Annotated in this window: 13 protein-coding genes; 6 read left to right on the top strand and 7 right to left on the bottom strand. The window is 62.3% G+C overall.

Features of this window, described 5'->3' with window-relative positions; translation table 11 throughout:
- Positions 1-8: 8 nt before the first annotated feature.
- The 6 genes from ACFXHA_RS06790 to ACFXHA_RS06815 form a co-directional block, all read right to left on the bottom strand.
- Complete coding sequence (locus tag ACFXHA_RS06790) at positions 9-323, bottom strand: PE family protein (RefSeq protein WP_379353773.1); 315 nt, start codon at positions 321-323, stop codon at positions 9-11.
- A gap of 43 nt (positions 324-366) precedes the next feature.
- Entirely contained in the window at positions 367-1,719 is a 1,353-nt protein-coding gene (locus ACFXHA_RS06795; RefSeq protein WP_379353775.1) for a hypothetical protein, read from the bottom strand.
- The gene (locus ACFXHA_RS06800) at positions 1,716-2,030 is read right to left on the bottom strand and encodes a hypothetical protein (protein WP_379353777.1); all 315 of its coding nucleotides are present in this window, start codon (positions 2,028-2,030) and stop codon (positions 1,716-1,718) included. Before ACFXHA_RS06800 ends, ACFXHA_RS06795 begins: the two co-directional genes overlap by 4 nt.
- A gap of 110 nt (positions 2,031-2,140) precedes the next feature.
- Positions 2,141-2,428 (bottom strand): YbaB/EbfC family nucleoid-associated protein, encoded by a 288-nt coding sequence (locus ACFXHA_RS06805; protein ID WP_379353779.1) that lies wholly within the window; start codon positions 2,426-2,428, stop codon positions 2,141-2,143.
- Between the two features lie 489 nt (positions 2,429-2,917).
- On the bottom strand, positions 2,918-3,703 hold the full coding sequence (locus tag ACFXHA_RS06810) for an ESX secretion-associated protein EspG (RefSeq protein WP_379353781.1): 786 nt from the start codon (positions 3,701-3,703) through the stop codon (positions 2,918-2,920).
- On the bottom strand, positions 3,700-5,751 hold the full coding sequence (locus ACFXHA_RS06815) for a hypothetical protein (RefSeq protein WP_379353783.1): 2,052 nt from the start codon (positions 5,749-5,751) through the stop codon (positions 3,700-3,702). Before ACFXHA_RS06815 ends, ACFXHA_RS06810 begins: the two co-directional genes overlap by 4 nt.
- A gap of 2 nt (positions 5,752-5,753) precedes the next feature.
- Here ACFXHA_RS06815 and ACFXHA_RS06820 point away from each other — a divergent pair, with 2 nt between their 5' ends.
- Entirely contained in the window at positions 5,754-5,921 is a 168-nt protein-coding gene (locus ACFXHA_RS06820) for a hypothetical protein (protein ID WP_379353785.1), read from the top strand.
- Positions 5,922-6,749: 828 nt separating this feature from the next.
- Complete coding sequence (locus ACFXHA_RS06825; protein WP_379353787.1) at positions 6,750-7,802, top strand: hypothetical protein; 1,053 nt, start codon at positions 6,750-6,752, stop codon at positions 7,800-7,802.
- 74 nt (positions 7,803-7,876) lie between these two features.
- Here the strand turns inward: ACFXHA_RS06825 and ACFXHA_RS06830 are convergent, their stop codons facing one another.
- Positions 7,877-9,559 carry a nucleic acid/nucleotide deaminase domain-containing protein gene (locus ACFXHA_RS06830; protein WP_379353789.1) on the bottom strand — a complete coding sequence of 561 codons (1,683 nt, stop codon included), beginning with the start codon at positions 9,557-9,559 and terminating at the stop codon, positions 7,877-7,879.
- 163 nt (positions 9,560-9,722) lie between these two features.
- Here ACFXHA_RS06830 and ACFXHA_RS06835 point away from each other — a divergent pair, with 163 nt between their 5' ends.
- The 4 genes from ACFXHA_RS06835 (at position 9,723) to ACFXHA_RS06850 (ending at position 22,702) form a co-directional block, all read left to right on the top strand.
- Positions 9,723-10,937 carry a hypothetical protein gene (locus ACFXHA_RS06835; RefSeq protein ID WP_379353791.1) on the top strand — a complete coding sequence of 405 codons (1,215 nt, stop codon included), beginning with the start codon at positions 9,723-9,725 and terminating at the stop codon, positions 10,935-10,937.
- Between the two features lie 99 nt (positions 10,938-11,036).
- Entirely contained in the window at positions 11,037-11,363 is a 327-nt protein-coding gene (locus tag ACFXHA_RS06840) for a hypothetical protein (RefSeq protein WP_379353793.1), read from the top strand.
- A gap of 60 nt (positions 11,364-11,423) precedes the next feature.
- Positions 11,424-11,936 (top strand): YbaB/EbfC family nucleoid-associated protein, encoded by a 513-nt coding sequence (locus tag ACFXHA_RS06845; RefSeq protein WP_379353795.1) that lies wholly within the window; start codon positions 11,424-11,426, stop codon positions 11,934-11,936.
- Between the two features lie 68 nt (positions 11,937-12,004).
- A complete protein-coding gene (locus tag ACFXHA_RS06850) occupies positions 12,005-22,702 on the top strand; it encodes a hypothetical protein (protein WP_379353797.1) in 10,698 nt (3,565 codons plus the stop codon).
- Positions 22,703-22,735: the final 33 nt, after the last annotated feature.

A 22,735-nucleotide genomic window follows, 5' to 3' on the forward strand; every position in this document is an offset into this window, starting at 1 on the left:
GCGTCCGCCTAGACCGCGAAGCCGAGAGCGTTCTGCTCCTCAGCCTGGCCGATAGTGTTGAACTGAGCGCGCAACGTTGCTGCGAGCGACCGCAACTCGGTAACGCCATCACCACCCGACTGTACGAACGAGGCGGCGACGCTGGTGAGAGTCTGTGCAGCTTGCACCGACACCTCGTCGGCGCCGGCGGGCGTCAGATTCAGCTTGACCTGCTCGACCGCAAGTCCGCCCGCGATCCGATCTGCGAGAGCGTCCAGCTGGGCCGCGGCCGAAAGCGCGGTCGACTGGTCGAAGCGCAGACCCTCGAATGCGTTGGTGCTCATGCCAATCCTCCTGTTACCCCTGGCAATTCAGTTCTTCGTGATGTCAGAGTGTGAGCGCCTTGTCCGGCGGCTCTTCGATGGCTTCGATGGCACCGACGACCGGGAGCACCACGCCCTCGATGACTCCGACGACCTCGTCACCGTGTGCGCCGGTAACCAGCTTCGAGCGGTCCGAGGTGGACTCCTCGTCGGCAGCCCCCGCGCGTCCCGCCGCCCCCGCACCGCCGGCCATCGCCGGCGAAGTGGTCGCGGTGGAGCGGCCGTTCGCTTCGGTTGTGGTTTTGGGGATTCCGGCTCCGGAGGTACTTACCTCACCGGTCGGAATTCTGTTGGCCCCCACTGTAGTTGCCGGTGTTGTGGTGCTAGGTACACCGCCTCCGAGGAGGGTACTGACCGGGCTGGTCCCGCCGCCATCGGTTTTCGTGGTGTCCGGGGTCTCGGTCTTCTTCTCGTCGTCGGTCTTGGTAGTGGTGACCGTCGGAGTGGTGGTCTTCTTGGTGGTGTCGGTATTCGTGTTGGTGTTGGTATTCGAGTTGGTGTTGCTACTGCTCAGCGCCGAACTGATGTCCTTGACACCTGTTTCGACCACCGTCGCGCCCTTCGATGCGACATCGGCCGCGGCAGTGGGCAGCGCGTTGGTGATCGGCTGCAGCGCGGTGCCGACCATGCTCACCAGCGACCCGATGTTCTGTGCAATGGGCGCGCCCGCGATAATGATCTTCGTGCCGGCCACGGCAATGTCGGCCGTCGGACCTGCCAGCGCCGCCTCGGTATCGGCCACGATGCCCAAGGCCAGATTGATCGTCTTGATCACGGTTGCGATCAGCCACGGAAGGCCGGCCGGGGTCGCCAGCGTCGCGATGCTCCCGCTCACCTCGGTGATGAAATCACCGATCAGAGCGACCATTTGCGCATTGCCCGTGGCGACGACACCCTGCGCCGTGATCAGGATGCCGTGCTGGTTCGCCCCCTGTGCGGCGACCTCGCCGCTTTGCGCCTCGACGGTTTTACTCAGCGCCTCCGCGGCCTTCGCGGCGTCGCCTGTCCAGGTGTTCAGTACCGTGCTGGTGGCGGACTTGCTCTGCGACGTAGCGGAAGTCAGCGCACTGATCAGGTCGGTGATGATGGTCGCCGGATTGAAGCTGCTGTTGCTCGAGGTCCCGGTTCCGAACGACTGCAACATGCTGATCACCGGCTGAATCAGCGTGGTCAGATCGATTGTGGGCAGCGTGGGCAGCTGTATCCCCGATAGATCCGGCAGGCTGATGGACGGAAGCTGTGGCAGCTGCGGCAATCCCAGGTTGCTCAATACATCGGTGACCGGCGTATCGAGGTAAGGACCGATGGGACTACTACGCAGCTCGTCCAGCACCGTCGGGTTGGACGGATTGGTCACAGCGTCGATAGGAAGCTTGCCGCGGAGGTGATCTCATTGGTGCTGTACGCGCCGACGGCCGCATAAGCCGTGGTCGCCGTGTTCGCGTGCACCGCCGCGATCTCGGCCGAGGACATCAGGAAGTTCCCTTGCGCCACAGCGAAAGCCGCGAGGAACTGCTGCCCGATCAGCCCGAACGTCGGCACCGCCTGCGCGAGGGCTGTACCCACATCGGCTGCAGCCGACCCCGCTACCTGCGCGGCGATCCCAGTTTTTTCGGTGGCGTACGCCAAGATCGGCGGAAATTCTGCCGCCACGTGATCGGCCGTCATGAGTGTCCCTCCCACTACCTATGATCTTGCACAGACTACAAGTACGAATTGTGTTGGGCCAGACCGCAAGGTGCAAACTCTGGCTCAAACTTCTGTAAACAATCCGGGCGCTACCCGGCCATCTCCTCGTTGAACCGATTGACGATCTCGGCCCGCCGCTCGAACGCCCGCCGCGCCGCCTGCGCCGCAGTCGTCACCACAACCCGCTCGAACTCCGCCGGCGTCATGCGCGAAACAGCACTGCTGAACCGCAGATCCTTCAGCGCCCCGTTCCCGTCGACCTCAGCGGTCACGGCCCCGTCCTCGGAAGTCTCCCGCCCCCGCACCGCGGCCATCTGATCAGCCAAGTCCTGAAACCGATACAGCTGCCGCCGAACCTGCTCCTGCAGCTCATCCATCGAAGAGACCACGTGCCCCCCTCTCACACCGACCTGAGCCAACTCTGCGGCTCAGTATCGTAGTCCTGCTCCTCGACAATCTCCTGCCGAGCAACTTCGGCCACGGTGGGAAGCCCAGCCCGAGCAATGCTCTCGGCACTCATCCCGGCTTCCTCCAACTGCTTCCGCAACTCCAGCCCAGCTCGATTGGCAGCCTTCTGACAAAGCCGCAAAACCTCTGCAGCCAGTTGCCCCGGATCCCGATGCAACTCGGCCGAATCCACCTTCAAGGCCAACGGAACCCCCTGCTGGGTAGTCCGCACCCGAATCGTCCCATAAGCGTTCGCAACGCTAACCGAAGCCCAATCACCCTCAGCAGAGCTAGAACTCACGTCCCCCTGGCCCTCCATCCGCGAACTCCCTCCCAGTTTGCCTGGCGTATCAGTACCATACGGCAATCCGCTGCCACCATTGTTTTTCCAACCCCGGTTCGGCTGAGGCCCGGGGAGGTCATAGCGCTCGCTCTTCGCGAATTTTCTGGACTATGGCCGCGACCAGAACATTGAGGGCGGCAACCATCCTCTTGGCATCGGCGGGAGTTGCCACGTGCGGCTCGTTGCCGATTACGTACCGACCGTCGTCCGAGAGATCACGCCAGCTCAGCGTGCGCCTGGCCACCCCGCGCGGACCGAATTTCGAGTAGCCCTGGACGATTTCGAACCTACCTTCGGTGTCGACAGGCGCATCCTCGAATCTTTTCGTTCGCATCCTCGCCGATTCTCCGAAGATGTCATCGACGATGATCCGGTGGTAGTCGGGGTCGGACTCGGCATCATCGCTCTCATCCTCGTATACCAGCCGTATCTGCGCCTGGCGTCCGACTGTGGCCTCGGGAAGTGCCGCGACAAGCACATCGACCAGACCCACGGGATCACACTCGGACACAGTGAATCCTGCTGTTTCCATCGGCTTCTCACCAGCGAGTTGCTCGACGACGTAGCCCCGGCTACCTCTCCGAAGACCGATCATTCGGATACGGCGACTACCCGAGTCCCTCCGGTCCATACCATCGACCGAGATTCGTAAGTCCGGTTCAGTGAACGTATCGAGCGCCGGATCGAATGATCGATCCCAGTTGGCGAACACCCGCTCAGTTGCGGCCCGCTGCTGTCGCAGATGGTCGTAATACGAGGAAGTGTCGCTGGTGTATACGAAGGGAAACGGGAGCCACTCACCGGTCGTGCGACCCCACAGCGTAAGGAACTCCAGGTCGTCGAAATGCCACGTCGCGCTCATTTCTCAGCCACCGGACGCACCGCCTCCGGGAGACCTTCGAATACTTCCTCGAGATTCTCGCCGGACCGCAGATATTCAGGACGCTTGTGTTCCTTGCCGGAGCCTTGTCCCCCGGCAGCCCCGGCGCCACCCATCGGCATACCACTCCCCGAGGCGCCTGATGTCGCTGTCGATGTGGTCGAACCCGTCGCTAGCCCGGCTCGCGAGGCAGTGACGGTTTCTTCCTTCTCATCTGTGGTCGCCGGAACGTTCGCACGCGGAAAGAGACGGGTGGTTTGCGGTGTGTCCTTGACGGGTGTTGTCGTCGACGGCCCACCAGGAGTGCCGCCTCCAGGAGAAACCGGACTCCCTTTATCCGTGGGCGTATTGGTCAGCGCTGCGAGTTGCTCCTCCAACTGCTTCACCTGGTCGGTGGTAGTCGTCTGCGTAGTCTGCTGGCTGGTCAATAGCGACGACAAAGACGTTATGCCCTGCTGAAGTGCAGTCTCACCCGTGGAAGCCAACGACTCGACCAGCGAGACTCCCTGCTGCGCAAGGTTTTCGACAGCCGACACAATCGTCGACAGCGTCGTGTCACCCGTCTTCGTAGTGTCTTTGGTGTTTTTGTCGACGTCCTTAGGATCCGTTTCCTTCGGGTCGGTGTCCTTCGGATCCTTGCCATCCGGCACAGTCGGTGTGCCACCGGGTGCTGACGGACTTCCAGCACTCGGACTTCCTGCACTCGGATTGCCGCCGTTGCCCTTCGATTTGTCATCCGGAGGAGTCAGGACCTCCGGTGGAGGTGGCAACGCCGAAGTACCGGGTTTACTGGTCATGGTCGGAAAGGTCAGACTCGCCAACGCCTTGTTATGGGCCTCGATTCCCTTGAAATACGTTTCATAGAATTCTATTCGATAAAACGTGGTACCGTGCTCGATAGCCGCTTCCGGCGTTGGACCCCCAACCTCGTTACCCCCATTATTAGATCCCAGGCGGCCAGTGCGGTCATCGATTTGCACGACATAGGTCTCGTCCGCATTCTTTTTGACATCCTCGAGCTTCGGCTGACGATTGGTAGGCATCTTCAGGCGGGCAGCCTTCAACCAACCATGAGCGTCCATCAACCGATCCTCTATGTCCGGTATTTTCGCAACCAGTGCAGCACCGTCAGCAATCACCGCAGCCATCGCTGTAGTGGCGGATTCACTCGAATGACCCTGCCAACCATCGGCAATCCGGCGGCTTTTTGATTCAAACTCCTTGTAAGCCCGATCCAGCTCACCGCGAATCAGTTCCCAGCCAACCGCGGTTGTCATGACCTGCTCCTCAACAATGCTGTTGCCAAATTCATAGAAGTCATCCCAATGAAAACCACTGTAAAATGGCCACTCCGGCTGAACCGCACCATGCGTCGTCAAAAACTCCGCGTCCTTGTGATCCTTAGCCGCCTTCTGATTGTCACCAGATTCCATCATCAGGTTTGTCAAACCCGGCAGTTCGGATGTCCTATCCGAGTCTTTTTCATTAAGCTTTTTGTAGGCGTCGGAAATCTGCGCATTCGCCGGACTATTTCCCAATTGAGGCCAAGGAGTCGGCGCATTCGTTGACATCCAGTTTTTCCAAGAATCCCACGCCTTCCCATTTGGAGTACTCAAATCATCCGAGTACGAGGGGATTGAACCCGGAATAATCGCCTTCCTCAGATCATCCGCCGATTTCTCTTCAGCATCTCCAAAGGCCTTGATTGCCGACTGCATAGTCTCGCCCATGGCCTTGACAACCGCAATTTGCGAATTCACCCTATCACGTAGATCTACGCCTGCACTTCGGAACACATCGGCCCATTTTGCACCCGAGGGGAATTGCTTAGGTCCCGCGAAATCACGGGGATTGCAAATCGAACCTTTATCATCTCGATTGAGAGTGTCCTGCACCGAAAGCAGCGCCCACATCAGATCGGTACATGCATTGATACCGATCTTCGCCGAGTCGACCGTAAAAAAGAGCTCCGCCGAGTTCGCACCCAACCCGCGGACAAAACTCCATGATGGTGTATCTGTTGGAGCCACCGATGACCCTCCCCTATAGCAACAACGACGGTGGACCGCACATCACTCCCGCAGTCGCGCAGTCCATCCTGCCGCATCCGCGCTGGACCCGCTACCACTCCGGTTCCGCCTGCTCAGCGGGGCAATACCGCAGCGGCCTGGTTTGCAACTTCTTCTGCCGCTCTGCATAGTCCGTCGGTGTCGCCGCTTCCGGTTCCGGACATGACTACCTTGATATAGCCGTAGGACCTGCCCCACTCCACGTAGCACACCGCGTAATGAGGATCTCCGTTCTGCAGCACGAGAACTCTCCGACCGTCTACCTGCCCAGCGACCCGCACGGCAGATGAAGTAACGGTCACCCCCGACTGGTCGTCGCCACCCATGTTCGCCCTGGTCACATAGATCATCAAGTCACGGTACGGTCGCGTGAAATCATTGTGGGCCAGTGTTACGGCGCAATACCGCTTGTCCGGGCCAGAGCCAAGCTGGACTTGGTCTACGAACCCATACGCGTCTCGCTGACTCGGACTCAACACACATGGATCCGGCAGGGGGGTGGACGCGAATGTCGATGTCACACCTCCTGTGCCAGCATTTTGCTGAACAGTCTGCCGACCGAGCAGAACCCCTGCGACGACGAGAACGACGACAAGTACTGAACCAACCACCCATGGCCACCGCCTGGATCGAGGCGTAGCCGGGGCATTGCCTGTTGGGGCATCCGCAATCATGCTGTCCCACCTGGCTTCTCATCGCGCCACCAATGTTGCCCCCTGCGCCTGCACATTGCCCGTTCCTCGCCCCATCCGTCAGCACCTGTGCGTCGCAGCCTAACCCATGCGGTCGTGCGAGATTGGTCATGAATCTGGCAAGGAGGACGCCTCAGCATCAGATGACCCCACTGACGATTGGCTGTTAGCATCGCGAAGCACAGCGTCTCCAGTCGAGGGGTGGTTAGGAAATTGGGAGAGATACCTGAGATAGGTTGGCCGGCGCCCGACCAGAGACATGCACAGATGATGGTGCCCGGCAACTCGATTCCTTCGCCGCAGATCGGATTCGCCCCGGGCAACGATATTGGGCAGCAAGAGCTTCCCCTGCCTGATCACGGAAGGGAAGGCGGCATATTACGTTTCCCTTGGGGCGCACTGCTGATACTCAGTGGGATTTTGACGCTCGGAGCGACTTTCGCTGAGATCGCCAGCACCGAATTGGTGTATCCGTCGCGCCACTGGACTGCCTGGCAGATCCACTCGAATGGTGCGCCCAACAGCCGTACCTACGAACAGCTTGATGGCGTCGCGCTTGTGGTTTCCGGCGTACTCATCGTTGTTGCCGGCTTACTGGCGATATTGGTACGAGTTGGAGATAGACGATCGGCTCCGACGGTGGCTGCTGTTGCATCCGGACTGTCGGTCGGAGTGACAGCGACCACCATGTTCGCTGCCGAATCGTACGGCTCATCATCCGCCCATCCTCTTGCCCGCCACGCAGGCTATTGGTTACTCCTCGCAGCGGCGTTGGTTGCGGCCACCGCGATGGCCATAGGTATCACTGCAAAGGTCGGCCGACTAGGCACCGTCCGAGATCGGTACGCGGCCATCGTGTTCGCGGGAGTCTTGCTACTCGCATCAGCGATCGCCGCGATCGGCTCAGTTCCTGATCAGTGGCAGGATCCACCGGCAGCAGGTATGACTAAAAGACTCTCGCTATCAGCGTGGCATCTCGATTACTCTTCGGCCACCAGCGGTAGAACGGACCCGGTAGAACTGGGAGTACCGCTCCTGCTAGCAGCATTCCTCGGAATCCTGTGCGCCGGTCTGCTCCTCACACCGATTGCGCTGCGCACCGGGTTCGTTCGTACAGCGAGCGCTTCCGCAGCTGGTCTTATTTTCGGCGTCACCCTGACCGTTGTCCTCGATACGACTTCACACGAGTTCCTGAACGGCGGAGACGTCGGAAGCCTGCGTTCAGGCGCTTGGATGCTCATGGTTGCGGCAGCACTATCGGCGATTGCGATCGGACTTGTCCTCTGGTTGCCTTCTCGACCGCGACCGGAAGCCACGTAGGCGGGATCAGACCTCCATTCGTGACGACGGAGGTCCACCCAACGTTCGCGCAGCGATAAGGGTCACTCGATTGCTTACTTGTGCTGCGCTCCAGAGTCTTCGGCCGCCAGCCGCTTGATGAGATCGTCTACGGCGCTCGTCGAATCGGCATCGTTCGGTATCCACGGGACGCTGTACCCCACCTGGGTTCCAGTATGAAGGCTCTGCGCCAGTTGAGATTTGCAGATCGAGAAGCAGGGTTGGCGTTCGCTGTAGAGACCGGTGATCTGGTCGGGCTTGAAGCCCTTCGCCGCGAGCTTGGTGACGAGGTCATCTTCAGATTTGCCGGTGGCATTGTCGGGTTGGGTGTCGCCGGAACCGACTACCTGGTCGCCGGTAGTCGGGTCGTTCCAGCCGGGCACGACGGCGACCATGATGTTGTTACTTGGAGCGACTCCGCCAGTCGTGCGCGCGCGATTGGCCACTTGGCTGAGCTTGTCACTGCCGTAGGGGATTTGGCTGTAACTGCAGGTCTGGCTGCAGTTGGCGCGGTTGCGGGAGTTGTCACCCTCGGTACGTACAACCATCACAATCCGGTCGATCTCGGCCTGGATCATTGCCGTCGCTTGGACGGTGATCTGGGCGGCGAGGTGGATCTTGTAGTTCAAGGTTACGTCGTGGCCCTCGGCGTTAGCTTTGGCTTGGGCCTCGGCATCCTTGCCGGCTTTGATAGCGGCGATGATCGGCGCCACGCTACCGTCTATGCAGCTCATTACCGAGCTGCCGCTGATGGGCAAGGCTTGGGTGGTGACGCAGCCGGCACTGGGCTTGTCGTCGATGGTGACGGAGGCCCTCATAACCGCGGAGACGTTGCCGGACAGCTTGGCGCTACGGGTCGAAGACGTCGACGTCGTGACATTCGAGGTGACCGTGCAGCTGGTGTCCGAGCAGTTGATGTCACCGGACTGGTCGAAGTTGAAATTGATACCGACATCCAGCGAATTGTTCAGTGTTTGAGTCTGATTGATGATGTCGTTGAACGCCTGGTCGCGGTCCGTCGGCGTCATGAGGACGAACGCGATCGGACCCGACAGCTGATCGTTCTGAGAACCGCCGCCGAGGCCGCCACCTGGATCGAATGTTGGACTGGTGCTTGTCGCACTGTCGGCGTCCGGCGAGGGAGTCAGACTCAGTAACCGATACGGTGCGGTCGCCGAAACCGCCAGCGTGCCCATCGGTGTCGGGACCACGAATGCCTGGTCGGAGCCGACCTGCACGGGTGCGTCACCGACACGCGGGAAGTTGGTGGTGTTGTCGAGTGCTTGCAACAGCCGCTTGGCAAGTTCACGAGGAGACAGCGCTCCGGTCGGAATCTCCGCATCGAGATCGTCGGAGCCGGTGAGCCATTTGCCGTCCACGTCCGAGAGCGAAAGTCCGCGAGGTAGATTCGCTGCAGCTTTACTCTTGGGCAGTTTGACGTACGACTTCCCACCGACCACGAGAATGTCGGTCGAATCTCCTCCCGACGTGGCCTTACCAAGCACCTCCCCACCACTGGTGGTGCGCATGTCCCAGGTGGTGCCGTTGGCATCCGATCCGGTGTAGTGCGCGGCGGACTGCATCATCAGATCGACGACCGCCGTGTAGAACGGGGAGGTATTCCGTGCGGCCACTGGATGTCCGGATATTGAGGTGCACCCGGCCGTGACGACGACCGCGCAGAGCGTAGCCGCCAGCATAGCAATTCGACTGGTCGAGTAGCGTTTCAGCCGATACATCAGTCCCCCGCTTCGATCATGCACTGCCGGTTCGCACCCTAACCCACAGCGAAGAGCCCCCGCGACTCCGCAACACGACGTTCAGAACACATGGACCGCACCTGGCGTGCACCGCCGTCTTCGGAGATCCGATAGATTCGGGCGCGCTGGGAGCGCGTTGGGTGTGGATACCGAGGACAGTGTGAGTCAGGACAATTCGACTGCCGGATCGCCGGACGTGGGCTTCCGGATGGTGGAGCCGACGGTGGCGGCTGGGCCAGCCGGAGCCCGCGCGGGTGCGACGACCGTGCCGGACAGTTCCGCCAGACTGGAACAGCTGGTGGAGCAACTTGCCGCGGAGCTGTTTTCATTGTTGCCGGACGGGTGGGATCGGCTTGATGCAGCCGTGGCCATGACTGTCAGCGACGAGGCAGCGCAGGTCATTGTGTCGGATGCGGAGCATGCGGTGCCGGTGCCGGTGCCGCTGTCGGCGCGGGCTATCGAGATGCTGCGGGAGTTACGACACGAATCGGCGGCGACAGCGAACGGGCCGTGGTGGCGGGTTGTGGCCTCGGTCGACAAGAGCGGCTCGGCGGAGGTTGAATACGACTATGGGGTAATCCCTTTTCCGGATCAGCAACTGTTTCCACCGCAGGCGTATCTGGCTGATCTGCAGACATATCCGCGCCGGCGTCTGCCAATGTGGCTGGCCGCGTATATCGGCCATATGGACCGGCAGATCCGTACACCGAGCCATGCGGCGAATTCACGCGCGGGCGATGGCGCATTCACGCCACGGGTCGAAAAAGGGCTTCCCGCTCTGCCTTTGATGTGGGCGCGATGGGCGACCATCGCGGCGGCGTTTGTGGCGGCCGACTCTCAGTTGGGTCCACGGATCACATCTGCGCTCGGCTGGTTCGAGGGAACCTCACGCAGCGGGTCCACGCTGCATCTGCTGCCGCATGGTCGCGCGGTGCTGTCGGGTGGGTTGTGGAACGATTCGCGGTTGGACGCCACCTACAACGATGGGGTCGCTATGCCGCTGTTGTATCGGGGTGCGCCGGATTGGGTCGCTGGTCCCGTACTGAATCCCCGTGCCACAAGCGGATTGCTGTCATTTTGCTACTGGTGGGATGGTGTGGCGTGGTACTGCGGTGAGTCGCCGGCCGCCGCGGATCTGGGTCCCGCACTGCCCGGTGTGTGGACCAGCGCCAGCGCTGTTGAGGCGATCATCGAAACGAATGCGCGAGTCCCTGCGGACGCAGCTGCGAGACTGGTCACGGCGGCTGAGGCGGGCACCGTGACCCGCCAATTCGCTGCTCCGATCCTCGGGGGGACAGCTAGTGCTCATAGTGCGTTCTACCAACTCCTCCTGGCCGGGGTGGTGACACCCCAATAGGCACAACGCCATTCGAGATGATTGGCGTCGCCATCGTCACCGCCGGGCGTATATGATCGTCGGGAATTTGCTCCAGACATTGCTACCGGGGGGTTGACCATGACAGACAAGGTGCGGGTCGAGGTCGCTGGGCTCCGCTCGACGGCAACCGAGCTCGATGGCGTGGCATCGGCGCTGGACACCGTCAAGGCAGCGCTCGACGCTGCGATGACGGCGGGCAAGGGCTGCTGGGGCAACGACGAGTATGGAAACCAGTTCGCCAACGGCGACAACGGCGACAACGGTTACCTCAAGCGGGGATCCGATTCACTGGACACGGTGGGCTCGATAGTGAGTCGGCTGCACGTGTACTCCGGCGGAACGCACGACATGGCCAACAAGCTCGAAAAGACTGATCAGGTCAACCAAGACGGTTTCCAGACGTAGCCGGAACACGAGCCCACACGCCGAACATCGGCGTCCTATTGGGCTGGGGAGGAGCAGATCATGGCGAACGAGGCCGCAAAAGGGCAACTAGCCGAACTGATGGAATTGGTGCAGGGTGGCATCGCTTCCATGGCTCGTGCACAGGAGGAGCGTGCCCGCCTCACCGCGACTGCCCGCTCGGCGGACCGTCGGGTCACCATCACGGTTAACGCCGACTGCATCGTGATCAAGACCGAGTTCTCCGACGACATAGACGATCTCGAGTACTCGGAGATCGCTGCCGCTGTCACCGCGGTCACTCAGGATGCCGCGGCCAAGGTGCAGGAGAAGGCTCAGCAGATCCTGGCAGCAGCGCAGCAAGAGCAGTCGCGTGTCCCATCGCTATCCGAATTCTTCCCCGCTATGCCGGATATCAAGACCATGATGCCGTCCTCACCGACCGTGTCGACTGCGCCGCCTGGTTCTCCTGAGCGCAGCACGCCGGAGCCTGAAGAGGCCGTGCGCTTCAGCAATGTCGAGGAGTGGGACCACGACGGGGCTGGCCGGTCCTCGATTTCAGCTCCGGAGTGGTGAGCTAGCGGCGCACAGGACCACACGTGGGGTGGAGTACCGCCGGTGGGGACTTCCTCCCCGGATGGCTGATGAAGTGGCTCAACTTCGGAGCTGCATACCCGAAGGGCGACGAGGACCAACTCTTCGCGCTCGGTGACGCGTTGAAGCATGCGGCCGCGGAGCTCGAGAAGCTCGAGCCGTCGGTCAAGAGCACCACCGACAAGGTCCCGCAGTATTACGAGGGCGACGGTGCGACGGCTGCGGCCGCCGAGTTCGCAAAACTCTTCGACACCAACGATGTTCACTCGATCCCGAAGCTGGTCGAGACACTGAACAACCTCGGCCACGATGCGCGATCCACCGCAACGGACATCGAGTTCGCAAAGATCCAGTCGGAGATCTTCGCGCTCATGACGCTGTATTCCGTCTACGCGCTCATCGTTTCCCAATACGGTTCCCTTGCGGTCCCCGCTCTACTCGCGGCAGCCCGGAAAGGGCTCGCCGAATTCGCAGCGGAGATGGCGCAGCGCATCGGCGACCGTATGGCGATGGCGGCCCTGAAGGACGCAGCAGAACCGCTGGCCCGGGAACTCGCACCGATCGCGGAAGATGCCGCCGAACAGGCCGCTAAGAAAGCCGCCCAGCAAGCCGCCAAAGACGCTGCCGAGCAAGCCACTAAGGACGCCGCAGACCAAGCTGCCAAAGACGCTGCCGAACAAGCCGCCAAGAAGGCCACCGAGGACGCAGCGGAGCAAGCAAGCAAGAAAGCCGCTGAAGACGCTGCCGAGAAGACCACCGAGCAGGCTGCCAAGAAAGCCGCCGAGGATGCCACCAAGAAGGCTCCTACATGGCGTGGGCGGCTGGTCCAAAAGTGGTCTCCGGAGACCTACGAGAAGTGGGAGGCGCTGAATCAGACCATCGCCAAGAGCGGAGCACGGGTCCGCTACCCGGTCGCGGCGCTGAAGGGCTTCACGCACGGAACGATCATGGGCACGGGCCTGGATGCCGCCACCCAGATCGGCCAAATCATGGAGGGGCATCGCGACGACGGCTTCAATCTGAAGCAGACCTTCCAGACCGGTATCCAGTGGGGCGCGGGCGGTGTGACCGGTGGGATGGCCGGCGAGGGCTTGGGTCGCAAGCTGATGAATCCCCAGTTGGCCCCGTCCGAGCAGCTGCTGTCGAAGAGGATGGGTGGACTCGTAGTCGGCACCGGGGGTGGACTTGCCGGCGCGGCCGGCATGTATGTCGCGGGGATCGGCACCTCGGCGTCCGACCACCACTGGGATTTCACGAAGGTCGACTACGTCCCCAGCGGGCAGCTGATCGCCGGCGGTCTGGCCATGGGTGCCATGGGCGGCGGCGCACACGGGTTGAAGGCGCACGCCGAGGAGATGCAGAAGCTCGAGGCGCTCAATTCCGGTGGGGGGCAGTCGGGTGCGGGCTCACCCGCCACCGCCAAGGTCGTGAGCCCGCAATCGTTTGACGCGGGCCATCAGAAGACGCCCGCCGAGCAGATCAACCAGAAACCGGCAGGCGATACCGGCCAGCAGAACAACGGAGGACATTCGAATCCGCCTGCGAATGGCCGAGCCTCGGCCAACGGTGCTGCGAATGGAGCAGAGCAGCGGGCTAATCCGTCGAACGCGGACGGCCACCGAGGTGGTGGTGACGCGAACCGTGCCAATGCCGAAGGGGCGAAACCCGCCGGAGACGGCGCGAACCGGTCCAATGCCGAGGGTGCGAAACCCGCTGGCGATGGCGCGAAGCCCGCGGAAAGCGGGGCGCGGCCGCTCGGTGCGCAGGAGGCGAATGCGCTGAAGGACGGCGCGGGCGTCAGGCCGGCGGAGGACGCCTCGGCTCGTGGGTCGGGCACGCCGCCCGGCGATCAGAAGGCGAGTTTCCCTGCGGGGGCGAAAGATACGCCCGCGCAGGTCCCGGCCGGGCGGACACCCGAGGTCAAGCCTGTTGTCCCGCCGGCCGAAGTGCGGCCGGTCGTCGCCGAGACCGCCACTCCGCCAGCGCAGCAGCACGTCACCGAGGTGCGAGAGGGCATCAAGCCCGCCACCGACGTCGCCTCCCCGAACTCGGACGCAACACCTGCGGGCCAGCGCACGCCGGCACAAGCCGACGCACCGTCCACACCCGACGCCGCACCGGCGCGCCCCGACCAGAAGACCGATGGCGGCGCGCCCGCCCGGCAACCATCCCCGGACCAGGCATCACGTACGGACACCCTCACCGATCGCACCCGATCGGGCGATCCGAACGCCCGCAAGGACCCGGCTGCCCGTGCGCCGGAAGAGATTTCGAAAGACAGCGAAGCGGACAAGGACCGGAACGCCGCCGACCCCGCCTCGGACCAGTTCGTAGGCCCGATGCTCTACACCGAGCCGGTGGCCGAAACTCCTCGGTCCGCCCCCGCCCGCACTGGCGAAGCGGGCCCACGCCAAGCTCTGGGCCCGATTGGCGATTTCCGCGGGGAGGCCCGACCGGAGGGACAACCCAACCTCACCCACGACGCACTGCTGCACGAGATCGGCGACAAACTCGACGGCATCCTCCCCACCCACCCGGACACCGCAACTCCCTCTGTCCGTTGGGATCCGGAGAGCGGACAGTTCGTTCTTCGCGACGACCTGACCGGCCGTGAGCTCAAGGTCGAGGTCGGAGTCGGCCCGGTGAGCCATCCCGATGTGGTGGCGGAATTCAAGCCCAACGAACGCACCCCCGAAGAGCGCACCCCGGACGAACCCGACTATCACATCACCGTCTCCGATCGCGCCCGCACCGAGGATGTCGCCCGTGCGATCTCCCACGAACTGACCGAGATCCTGTCGGATGAACACGCTCCGCACCCACACGACTCCGAGCAACAAGCACAGCACTCACTGCCGGAACCCACGCCGCTCACTCCACACGAAATCGAGTCGGAGTTGGGCATTCCCGAGGAGAACCAGCAGAAGATCCAGGCGTACGCCGATGAGAACAGCCTGATCATCGAGGTTCGATCGACCAATCCCGATGCCGTCCAGCACTTGAAGGACGGGGCAATGCCGAAGCCGATGTCGATCAAGGACAAGACGATCAATGACCTCGACGTCGAGCTCGGCGCGCCTGCCGAATCCAAAGGTCTGGTCGGTCGATTCAGCCCGGACCAGCTGAGCCTCCCGGAGCGCGGCACGGTTTCCGACGAGCATTACGCCAAACTGGAGGACCGGCTCGCCAAGCGGATCAAGGACTTCGAGAAGTACCAGGACCATATGGAGGAGCTGATCGATCAGGGTCTGTTCCAGGTCCGCGACGACGGTGTCATCGAAGGATGGTTCGGGGACAGGTGGAGGGAGGTCACGGGAGACCATGATCTCTTCGACATCCGGCACGCGGACGGCACCCGCCTCACGCCGGAAGAAGAATTGTTCCACCGCCAGGCGCTCGTCGAACGCGACGCCGGAATCCAGCACGGCCCGCACGTCTATTGGGAACCGCCGAACGAGTATCAGCGTGTCCGCAATTTCGAGAGCATCGTCCGAGAGCATCAGTACGACCCGACTCCGGCAGGCAGCGACAACACACCGCTGGTGCGGTTCCGGCCCGACGAGCAACCCGAACTCGCCTGGGCTGCCATGGATTTGGATACCATTGATCGCGAGCTGACCCCGTGGCACATCGAGTCCGAGTTGACCGCGGTTCACGAACAGCGGCTGCAGGCCGTGGAAGAACAGTCCCGCGCTCATTTCGCAGACAAGCCCGACGCGACGCCGGCCGAGAGAGCCCGGTTCGAGAACGACCTACGCCAGCGCATCGATTCCGATATCTCCGAAATTCGGGACAGAGTCGCCGAACTGGCCGAGGATCCCGATTTCGAGCATGCCGAGTATCGCGGCTGGCTGGACGATACTTTCCGCACTCCGATCGACGTCGAGATCGACGGGCACCGACAACCGATGATGTTCATCGACCGCGGAAAAGAAATCGACCCCGTCCTTGCGCGTATCGACGCTCCCGCACACCAATTGGCCGAGCTCCGCCAGGAGTTACGCAACGAGCTGAACCCACACGACCGGCAGCCGGAACGGGAATACCACCCTTCGAGCGCACCTGTTGTGCATTCCGCCGAGGAAGCGGTGAAGCTGGGCAAGAACCTGCGCGAGGATGCCACCCGCGCCACGAATCCCCTTGGGGACAACGGCCATTCCGCAGATCCGCAGCATTACAGCCCGGAATCGCCGGACCCCGTCGACAGTCCGACCGGTGAAGTGCAGCCCACGTCCGTGGATTGGCATGCGCACCTGAATGACAAGTGGTCGGCGATGAGTCCCGAGCAGATCGTCGACGAGCTGAAACGCACCCACGGCGTCGAGGCGATCGGCTTCGACATCCCCGGCCTGCATCCGGAGGCCGTGCGTGAACTCGCTCGCGCCGTCGACGAAATGTTGACCCGCTACCCGGACGCGAAACTTCCTCATGTCTCGATCGAGCCGATGGAAGAGGGCGTGCTCGGCCAAACTTTTCCTCACTCCGTCAACGGCCGGGTGTACAACGACTGGGTCGTGATCAACGAAGTCCATCTCCGCGAGCCCGAGGAGATGGCCCGCCTCATCGCGGGAGTCCAAGCCGAAGGCTTCCTGGTACCGAACGACAGCGGACGCCCGATCCACGCCACCTTCGTGCACGAGTTCGGGCATGTCCTGGACAACGAAGGCCAGAATCATGCGTCGGCAACCGCTGAAGCCGCGTTGGAGAACTATTTCGAGTCAACCCGGCCGGGGCAGGGCAGGGATGCGTTCGAAAGCTGGCTCAATCAACTCAGCGGCTACAGCTTCAGGAATGACGGCCGACTGAGGCCTCTCGAAGCGGTGGCCGAGGCGTTCGCGGACGTGGAAGCCAATGGCGCGGCTGCCACCGAACCGGCAAAGGTGCTCTACCAGCACTTGCTGGACAACGCCGCCGCACACAGCACGGAACCGACCGGATTCCGGGCCCCCGGCGATGCGACCACCCGGCCCGCCGGGCCCGAACAGCACCTGTCCGTGCCGACCTCGGAACCAGTTCCCGCCGAGGCGAATCACGGTTCGGACAATCACTCGCGACTGTTCGCGCAGGCATCCGCGTCGCCATCAGGTGCGCATGTCGAGACGCATTCCGGCGAGCCCCTTCTCACTGAAACCCCTTCGGCACCTGATCATTCCGCCGCTGTCGACTGGGCACCCGACACCGCGGACACCTGGTCCAATCTGACTGCCGAGGACATTGCGAGCAGGCTCAAGGACCTCTATGGGATCGATGCAGATTTCGGTGCGACGGAACTGCACCCGGAGGTCGTGCGCGAATTCGCCCGTGCCATAGCGGATATGAAGTCGCGGTATCCGGACGTGAACATCCCCAGGATCGTCATCGAGAAACTCCCCGAGGAGTACTTGGCGGCCACTGATGTGGGCGGCCCCACGAGTGGACCGGTGAGCACCCAACAGGTGATTCTGAACGAGACCCACGTCCTCTCGCCCGACAAGATGGCCGGCGAAGTGGCGCAAGACACGGCGGCCGGTCACTTCGTGGCAGGTTCGGACAACCGCCCGATCCACGCGACCATCATCCACGAATACGGCCACGCCATCGTCGCCGAAGGGCAGCAGCACGCCGCCGCAACCGCCGAAAAGGTGCTGGAAACCTACTTCGCCAACAGCCGCGGCGGGATGGACAAGGCGGCATTCGACCAATGGCTCGACCAGCTGAGCGGCTACAGCTTCAGCGAGAACCGGCTGAATGGCGACGAGGCGCTGGCGGAGGCGTTCGCGGATGTGGAACTCAATGGTGAGGCGGCCACCGAACCGGCCAAGGTGCTGTACTGGCATCTGCTGGACAGTGCCAATGCACACAGCGTCGCCTCTACAGGATTCACACGAATACCTCACGACACCATCGCCAGAGTTCACGAACCGCATCGCCCCGACCAGCCGATCACGAAACCCGAAGAACCTGCCCAACAGCAGCCCTTATCGCCCGAGCAGTTGGGCAGCGCCTTCAATGATCTACGGGGGCAAACCAAGGACGTCGTCGCAGCGTTCAACAACCCAGCGCGTGCCGCCGAACTACCCACGCTCCGTGCGGAACTCGCGGAGCAATACGACCGTCTGGGCCTACGGTCGCCCGAATCCGAGGCGGACGCGTGGCAGCGCCTTCACGAACACGATTCGAAGCTGGCCGAATACCTCAAGGAATACGGACCCGCCCTACTGCCGCCGGAGTCGCACACCCCGATCGATCCGGATCGGCCCCCAACGCTGACGCCGCATTTGCAGGGACGTTTCGACGAAGTTCAGCAGCACATCAATGATCTGATGCGGGCCTACCACAATCCTCACCGTGCACCCGAATTACCTGGTCTACGTGTGAAATTCGGTGACCTCGTCGACAAGCTGGGCCTTCGTGACCCTGTAGCAGGGCCAACTGCATGGAACTTGTTCCGGCAGCACAATGAAATGGTCGCGAAGTATGTCGAGACCGGCCACAAGGATCTGCTCCCTACCGCCGACGATCGCTCCCATGCGCACCTGGAGCCGCCCGCGAAGCCATCCGGCCAGCAGCAACCGGAGTCGCACGTCGAGCCGCCCAAAAGCGAGCAGCTACCCAAACGCGCCGCTACCCACGAGAAGCCCACGGATAACGTCGATCACGAGGCACATCCAAACGATCCTGGCAGCGCACCGAGTGCCGACCCGCACATTCCCGAAGAACCTCCGGTCCGTCATGGCACCGACCGCACCGCGCTCGGCAATTCGCCCGAAGGCCAGCGTGCCTTCGACAATGTCCGCAACGAGGGCGAGCACGATGTCATCGTTCACGGCGACCGCTTCGGAAAGCCCACCGCCGACGGGGGTTTCGAACTCGACCCCCACCAGGTCGCCGAAGCCATCCGCAACAACCCCAACTACGTCGACGGCACCCCCATCCGCCTCCTGTCCTGCCACAGCGGCAACGACATCGGCTGGGCCCAGCACATCGCCAACGAGTTGTGTGTTCCCGTCCGCGCCCCCTCCGACCTGGTCGGCGTCCGCGCCGTCCCCGATTCCCCCGCAGCCATCCACGACACGGCGGAATGGCGCACCTTCCATCCCGCCGAGGCGGACGGCACCACACCGGAGCCCACTGTCCACAAGCCGGGCCGGACCGACAAGAACCTTCCGACGGACAACGGACAGTTGCGGGCAGACTGGGACATCCTCGGCGACGAACAGAGTTCCCACCTGGACCAGGAGTCCGGCGTCGACAAAACAGACGAGCACGGTGCCGATCCGCCCGCGCTCTCACCCGAAGCGCAGGAGCTCGACGCGCGGCTGGCGGTCGCCGAGCACATCGAGATCCAGCCCGGGGAAGTCAATGTCGCGCATCTGGCCGAACTACAACAGCATTCGGGTGTCGAGTACGCGATCGTCCAGGGCCCGGACGGGGAGCTACGGCTCTTCCGCGGAACCGAGACGACCAGCACGATTCCCGAAAGTCTGCGCGATGGTTACGAATTCATCGTGCACGCACATGCCGAGGCGGGTGTGCCGTCCGAGGAGAGCATGCACCTCGATGTGCTGTACAAGACCACCTCGCATGTCGAAGCCGTCGTCAGCAGCGATGGCCATGTCAGACTCTTCGATGACAACGGTGTGCTGTCCTCCGAAGAATTTCCTGAAGGCGGCCCTGTCGATCGGCAAGGATTCGTGGTCCCCGTCGAGGGCTTCGAAGTTCCGGCAGAGGGCAATGAGCAACCCACACGGTGGGAGTCGAAGCGAGGACGGGGCGAGCACCGCATACCGGAGTCGGAATGGAGTACACAGACTCCCGCGGGCAGGTATCACGCGGACGTCAATGCCGTCCGCCACGACGCCCATCCGAATAACCGCACACAGCTGGAGCCAGCTGACCCTCGATCTCATACCGATCGGGACCCCGCCACGAGGCAGAGCCGAGACCTGCAAGCGACCGCCCAGAGCGGCAAGGCTCAAGAAGTCGACCGATCGCACGTGGAACCAGCCGCGGATTCGACCGCTGCACCTACCGTGTCGGAAACCAACCAGGTTGCCCGAGAGATCGGGCCGGGAGACCACGGCGTCGCTCCGCCGCGCGCGGAGCCATCGCAGGTAAAACCGGCAGAGCTGTATCGAAATCCGACCGATAAGGAAAGGCCACCGCCGGCGCAGCCGGAGACATATACCAAATTGCCCCCCAATGCGGGCAATTTGATTCTCGGCAAGGACAAGCTACTACATCTCCCGACGGACCGAGAGGAAACTTATCGCACCCTCGACGGCCCGCATGCGGATGGTCGACTGCACCATAAGACCGACCCGGCAGGCACCTTCCGGGCCAAGGATTTCAGTCTTCACGGTCCGACACCCAAAGGTTTTGGCTGGATCGAAGACCATCTATCGAATCGCGATGAGCCCGTACTATACGAGACCACACCCATTGGAAAACCCGAACCTTACGAGGTGACAGATTCGGAGGCCCAGAAGCAACTCCAGGCGAATGCCGAACTTCGCAGCCGCCAGCAGGATAAGCGGGATCCGGCCGCAAATATAGTCCGCGGACATATGAAAGAATTCGATATCGAACACATAAACGACCTCTCCGGCAAGAAAGCAGAAAAAAAGTTCACGGAACTCGAGGCAAAGGCCGAACGCATGCCCGAGGGCCCCGATAAGGACGCAAAGCTTGCACGTCTAAAGGAACTGAAGACAAACGCCGCCATATACCACAGCCTCGGCCCGGAGATGGTCGAAACATCCAAGAAAATGGGTGATACTGCGGGAACAGCGCGCGCCAACGATCGGAATCTTCACCCCAACGGTGTCGTCCTGGAATCCCCCGGACGGTTCGTCGACGGCAGGGACACCTTCGACATACCGGTATTCGACCCGGCCGCGGGCGGCAAACCACCGACGCTCACGGCGATCGAGTGCAAGGGCGTCGGGTCCGAACTGGGCCACGCGGATACCGATGTGGGTCGCGCACGACAATGCACACCGGAATACACCAAGCGGACATTGGAGGTCGAGAAGAACTTCAGGCTCCTAATGGAAGACACCCCAGAGAGTTTGAAGGCTCGCGGGATCGTAATGACACCTGAAATCGAGAAAGTACTCAAAGCCCGAGACGAAATGCTGCAGGCATTCCAAGACGGCACGCTCGTATACAAGGTCGAGAAGGTTCATGCCGATCTCGCGAAAGACAGGGACGGTAACACAACCTACTCTGTTTCCGTCACAACATACAGCCTGGAACGCGACGGAATCGCCATGGAGATCGATAACATCGCCGGTATCACACGGGTTCGGACGCCCGTGCTGGAACTGGCCAAACAAAGAGAATTGGAGATCGTCCAAGCGATCGAAAGGGAGCGCACCGAGATACTCGAACGCCTGACTCCCGCGCAACGGGAAATTGTCGAATCGGCACTCGGTACCGCACGCGAGGGCCGGAGTATCACCGCGGCACAACAATTCATGCTCACTCAGGACGCCTTGGGCAACGTTGTGCGAGCCATGGAAGAGCACAGCGACCTGGCCCAGGTGAGCAAGAGCCTCACCGACGCGCGGAATGCCCTGGATCGCGTACAGCAACTCGAACTCGACAGCCGAATGGCGACGGTGGCCGATCTCGGTTCCGGCCCGGAGGGGGGTGCGACCAAGGAATTGCTCGTGTTGGACCTGGAGCAGCGGAACAGCGTGCTCAGCGCACAGGTTCAGGTACTCGAACGCGAACTCGTCGACCGGAGCGTCGCCGAGACAATCAACGCGCGAGAAGTCTCGCCCAAGGATCGCGCCAAATTCATTCAGCACCATCTCAATCTGGCCCGGGACATCGAGACCGCCAGGGTTGAAGGGCGTCCGACTCCCGAGTTGAGTGGTGTGCGGGATGCCTTCGAGCGCGTGCAGAAGGTTGGCGAGTACGAACGAGCAAGTGACGTACGGGCACTCGAGGCGATGGAGTTGAGTGACAATCACCGCCAGCTGGCCCAGGAGGCGCTCGACCGGGAACATGCACACACCCTCGACAAGACAGAGGAGTCATTACGTCGGGAAGTCGTGCGCCAGAGCGTGGAGCGCACCGAGGCGGCACGTGCCGTGGAAGTCGAGGCACGCTCCAGAGCGCAGGAAAAGGCTCTGGAAGTCGCGCGCGAGATTGAGCTCTCCTACGAGCAAGGCAAGCAGCCGAACCTGGCACGCGTTGAGGAAGCGCACGAAGGGCTACAGCGGGCAGTGGAGGCCGAACGCGCGTGCGAGGTAAAAGAACTGGAGCGGCTGGAGCTCGGCCAACACCTGGCGCAGGAGGTGACCAGGGAATTCGAGGACAACCGCCGCGGCCAGATCACGCCGGCGCTCGACCCACTCACCCGGGAGATGCAGCGGCAAGAGCACAATCGACTATTCGGCCCCGAGACAGGTCTGCATATCCCGGTCCGATCTGCGCGGGATTTCGATGCGCGGACGTACCAGCTCTGCCGAGAGCAGAATCCGATCCGATCCGCCCCGGAGAAACAGGCGCTGGTCTTCGAGCAGCATGGACGCGAGGTCGAGGTGTCGGTGAAGTCGGAGGCCTGGCGGCTCGCACAGGCGGCCAGGGACTTGGAACGTGGAGTGTCGTTGGAAGCCGTGCAGGCCAGTTACGCGCTGAGCCTCGGTCAGGCTCAGACAGCTCGTGCCGCTGCTTTGGCGCGGGAGACGGAGGTCGCCCAGCGGACGATGACTCGGCAGATAGAAGAACGCGCGCGCGGCCTCGCACGTGAGCTGTGATGTCACCGATCGCATTCGACGAAGAACACTGAG

The sequence above is a fragment of the Nocardia sp. NPDC059240 genome, assembly GCF_042753865.1.
Classification (GTDB): domain Bacteria; phylum Actinomycetota; class Actinomycetes; order Mycobacteriales; family Mycobacteriaceae; genus Nocardia.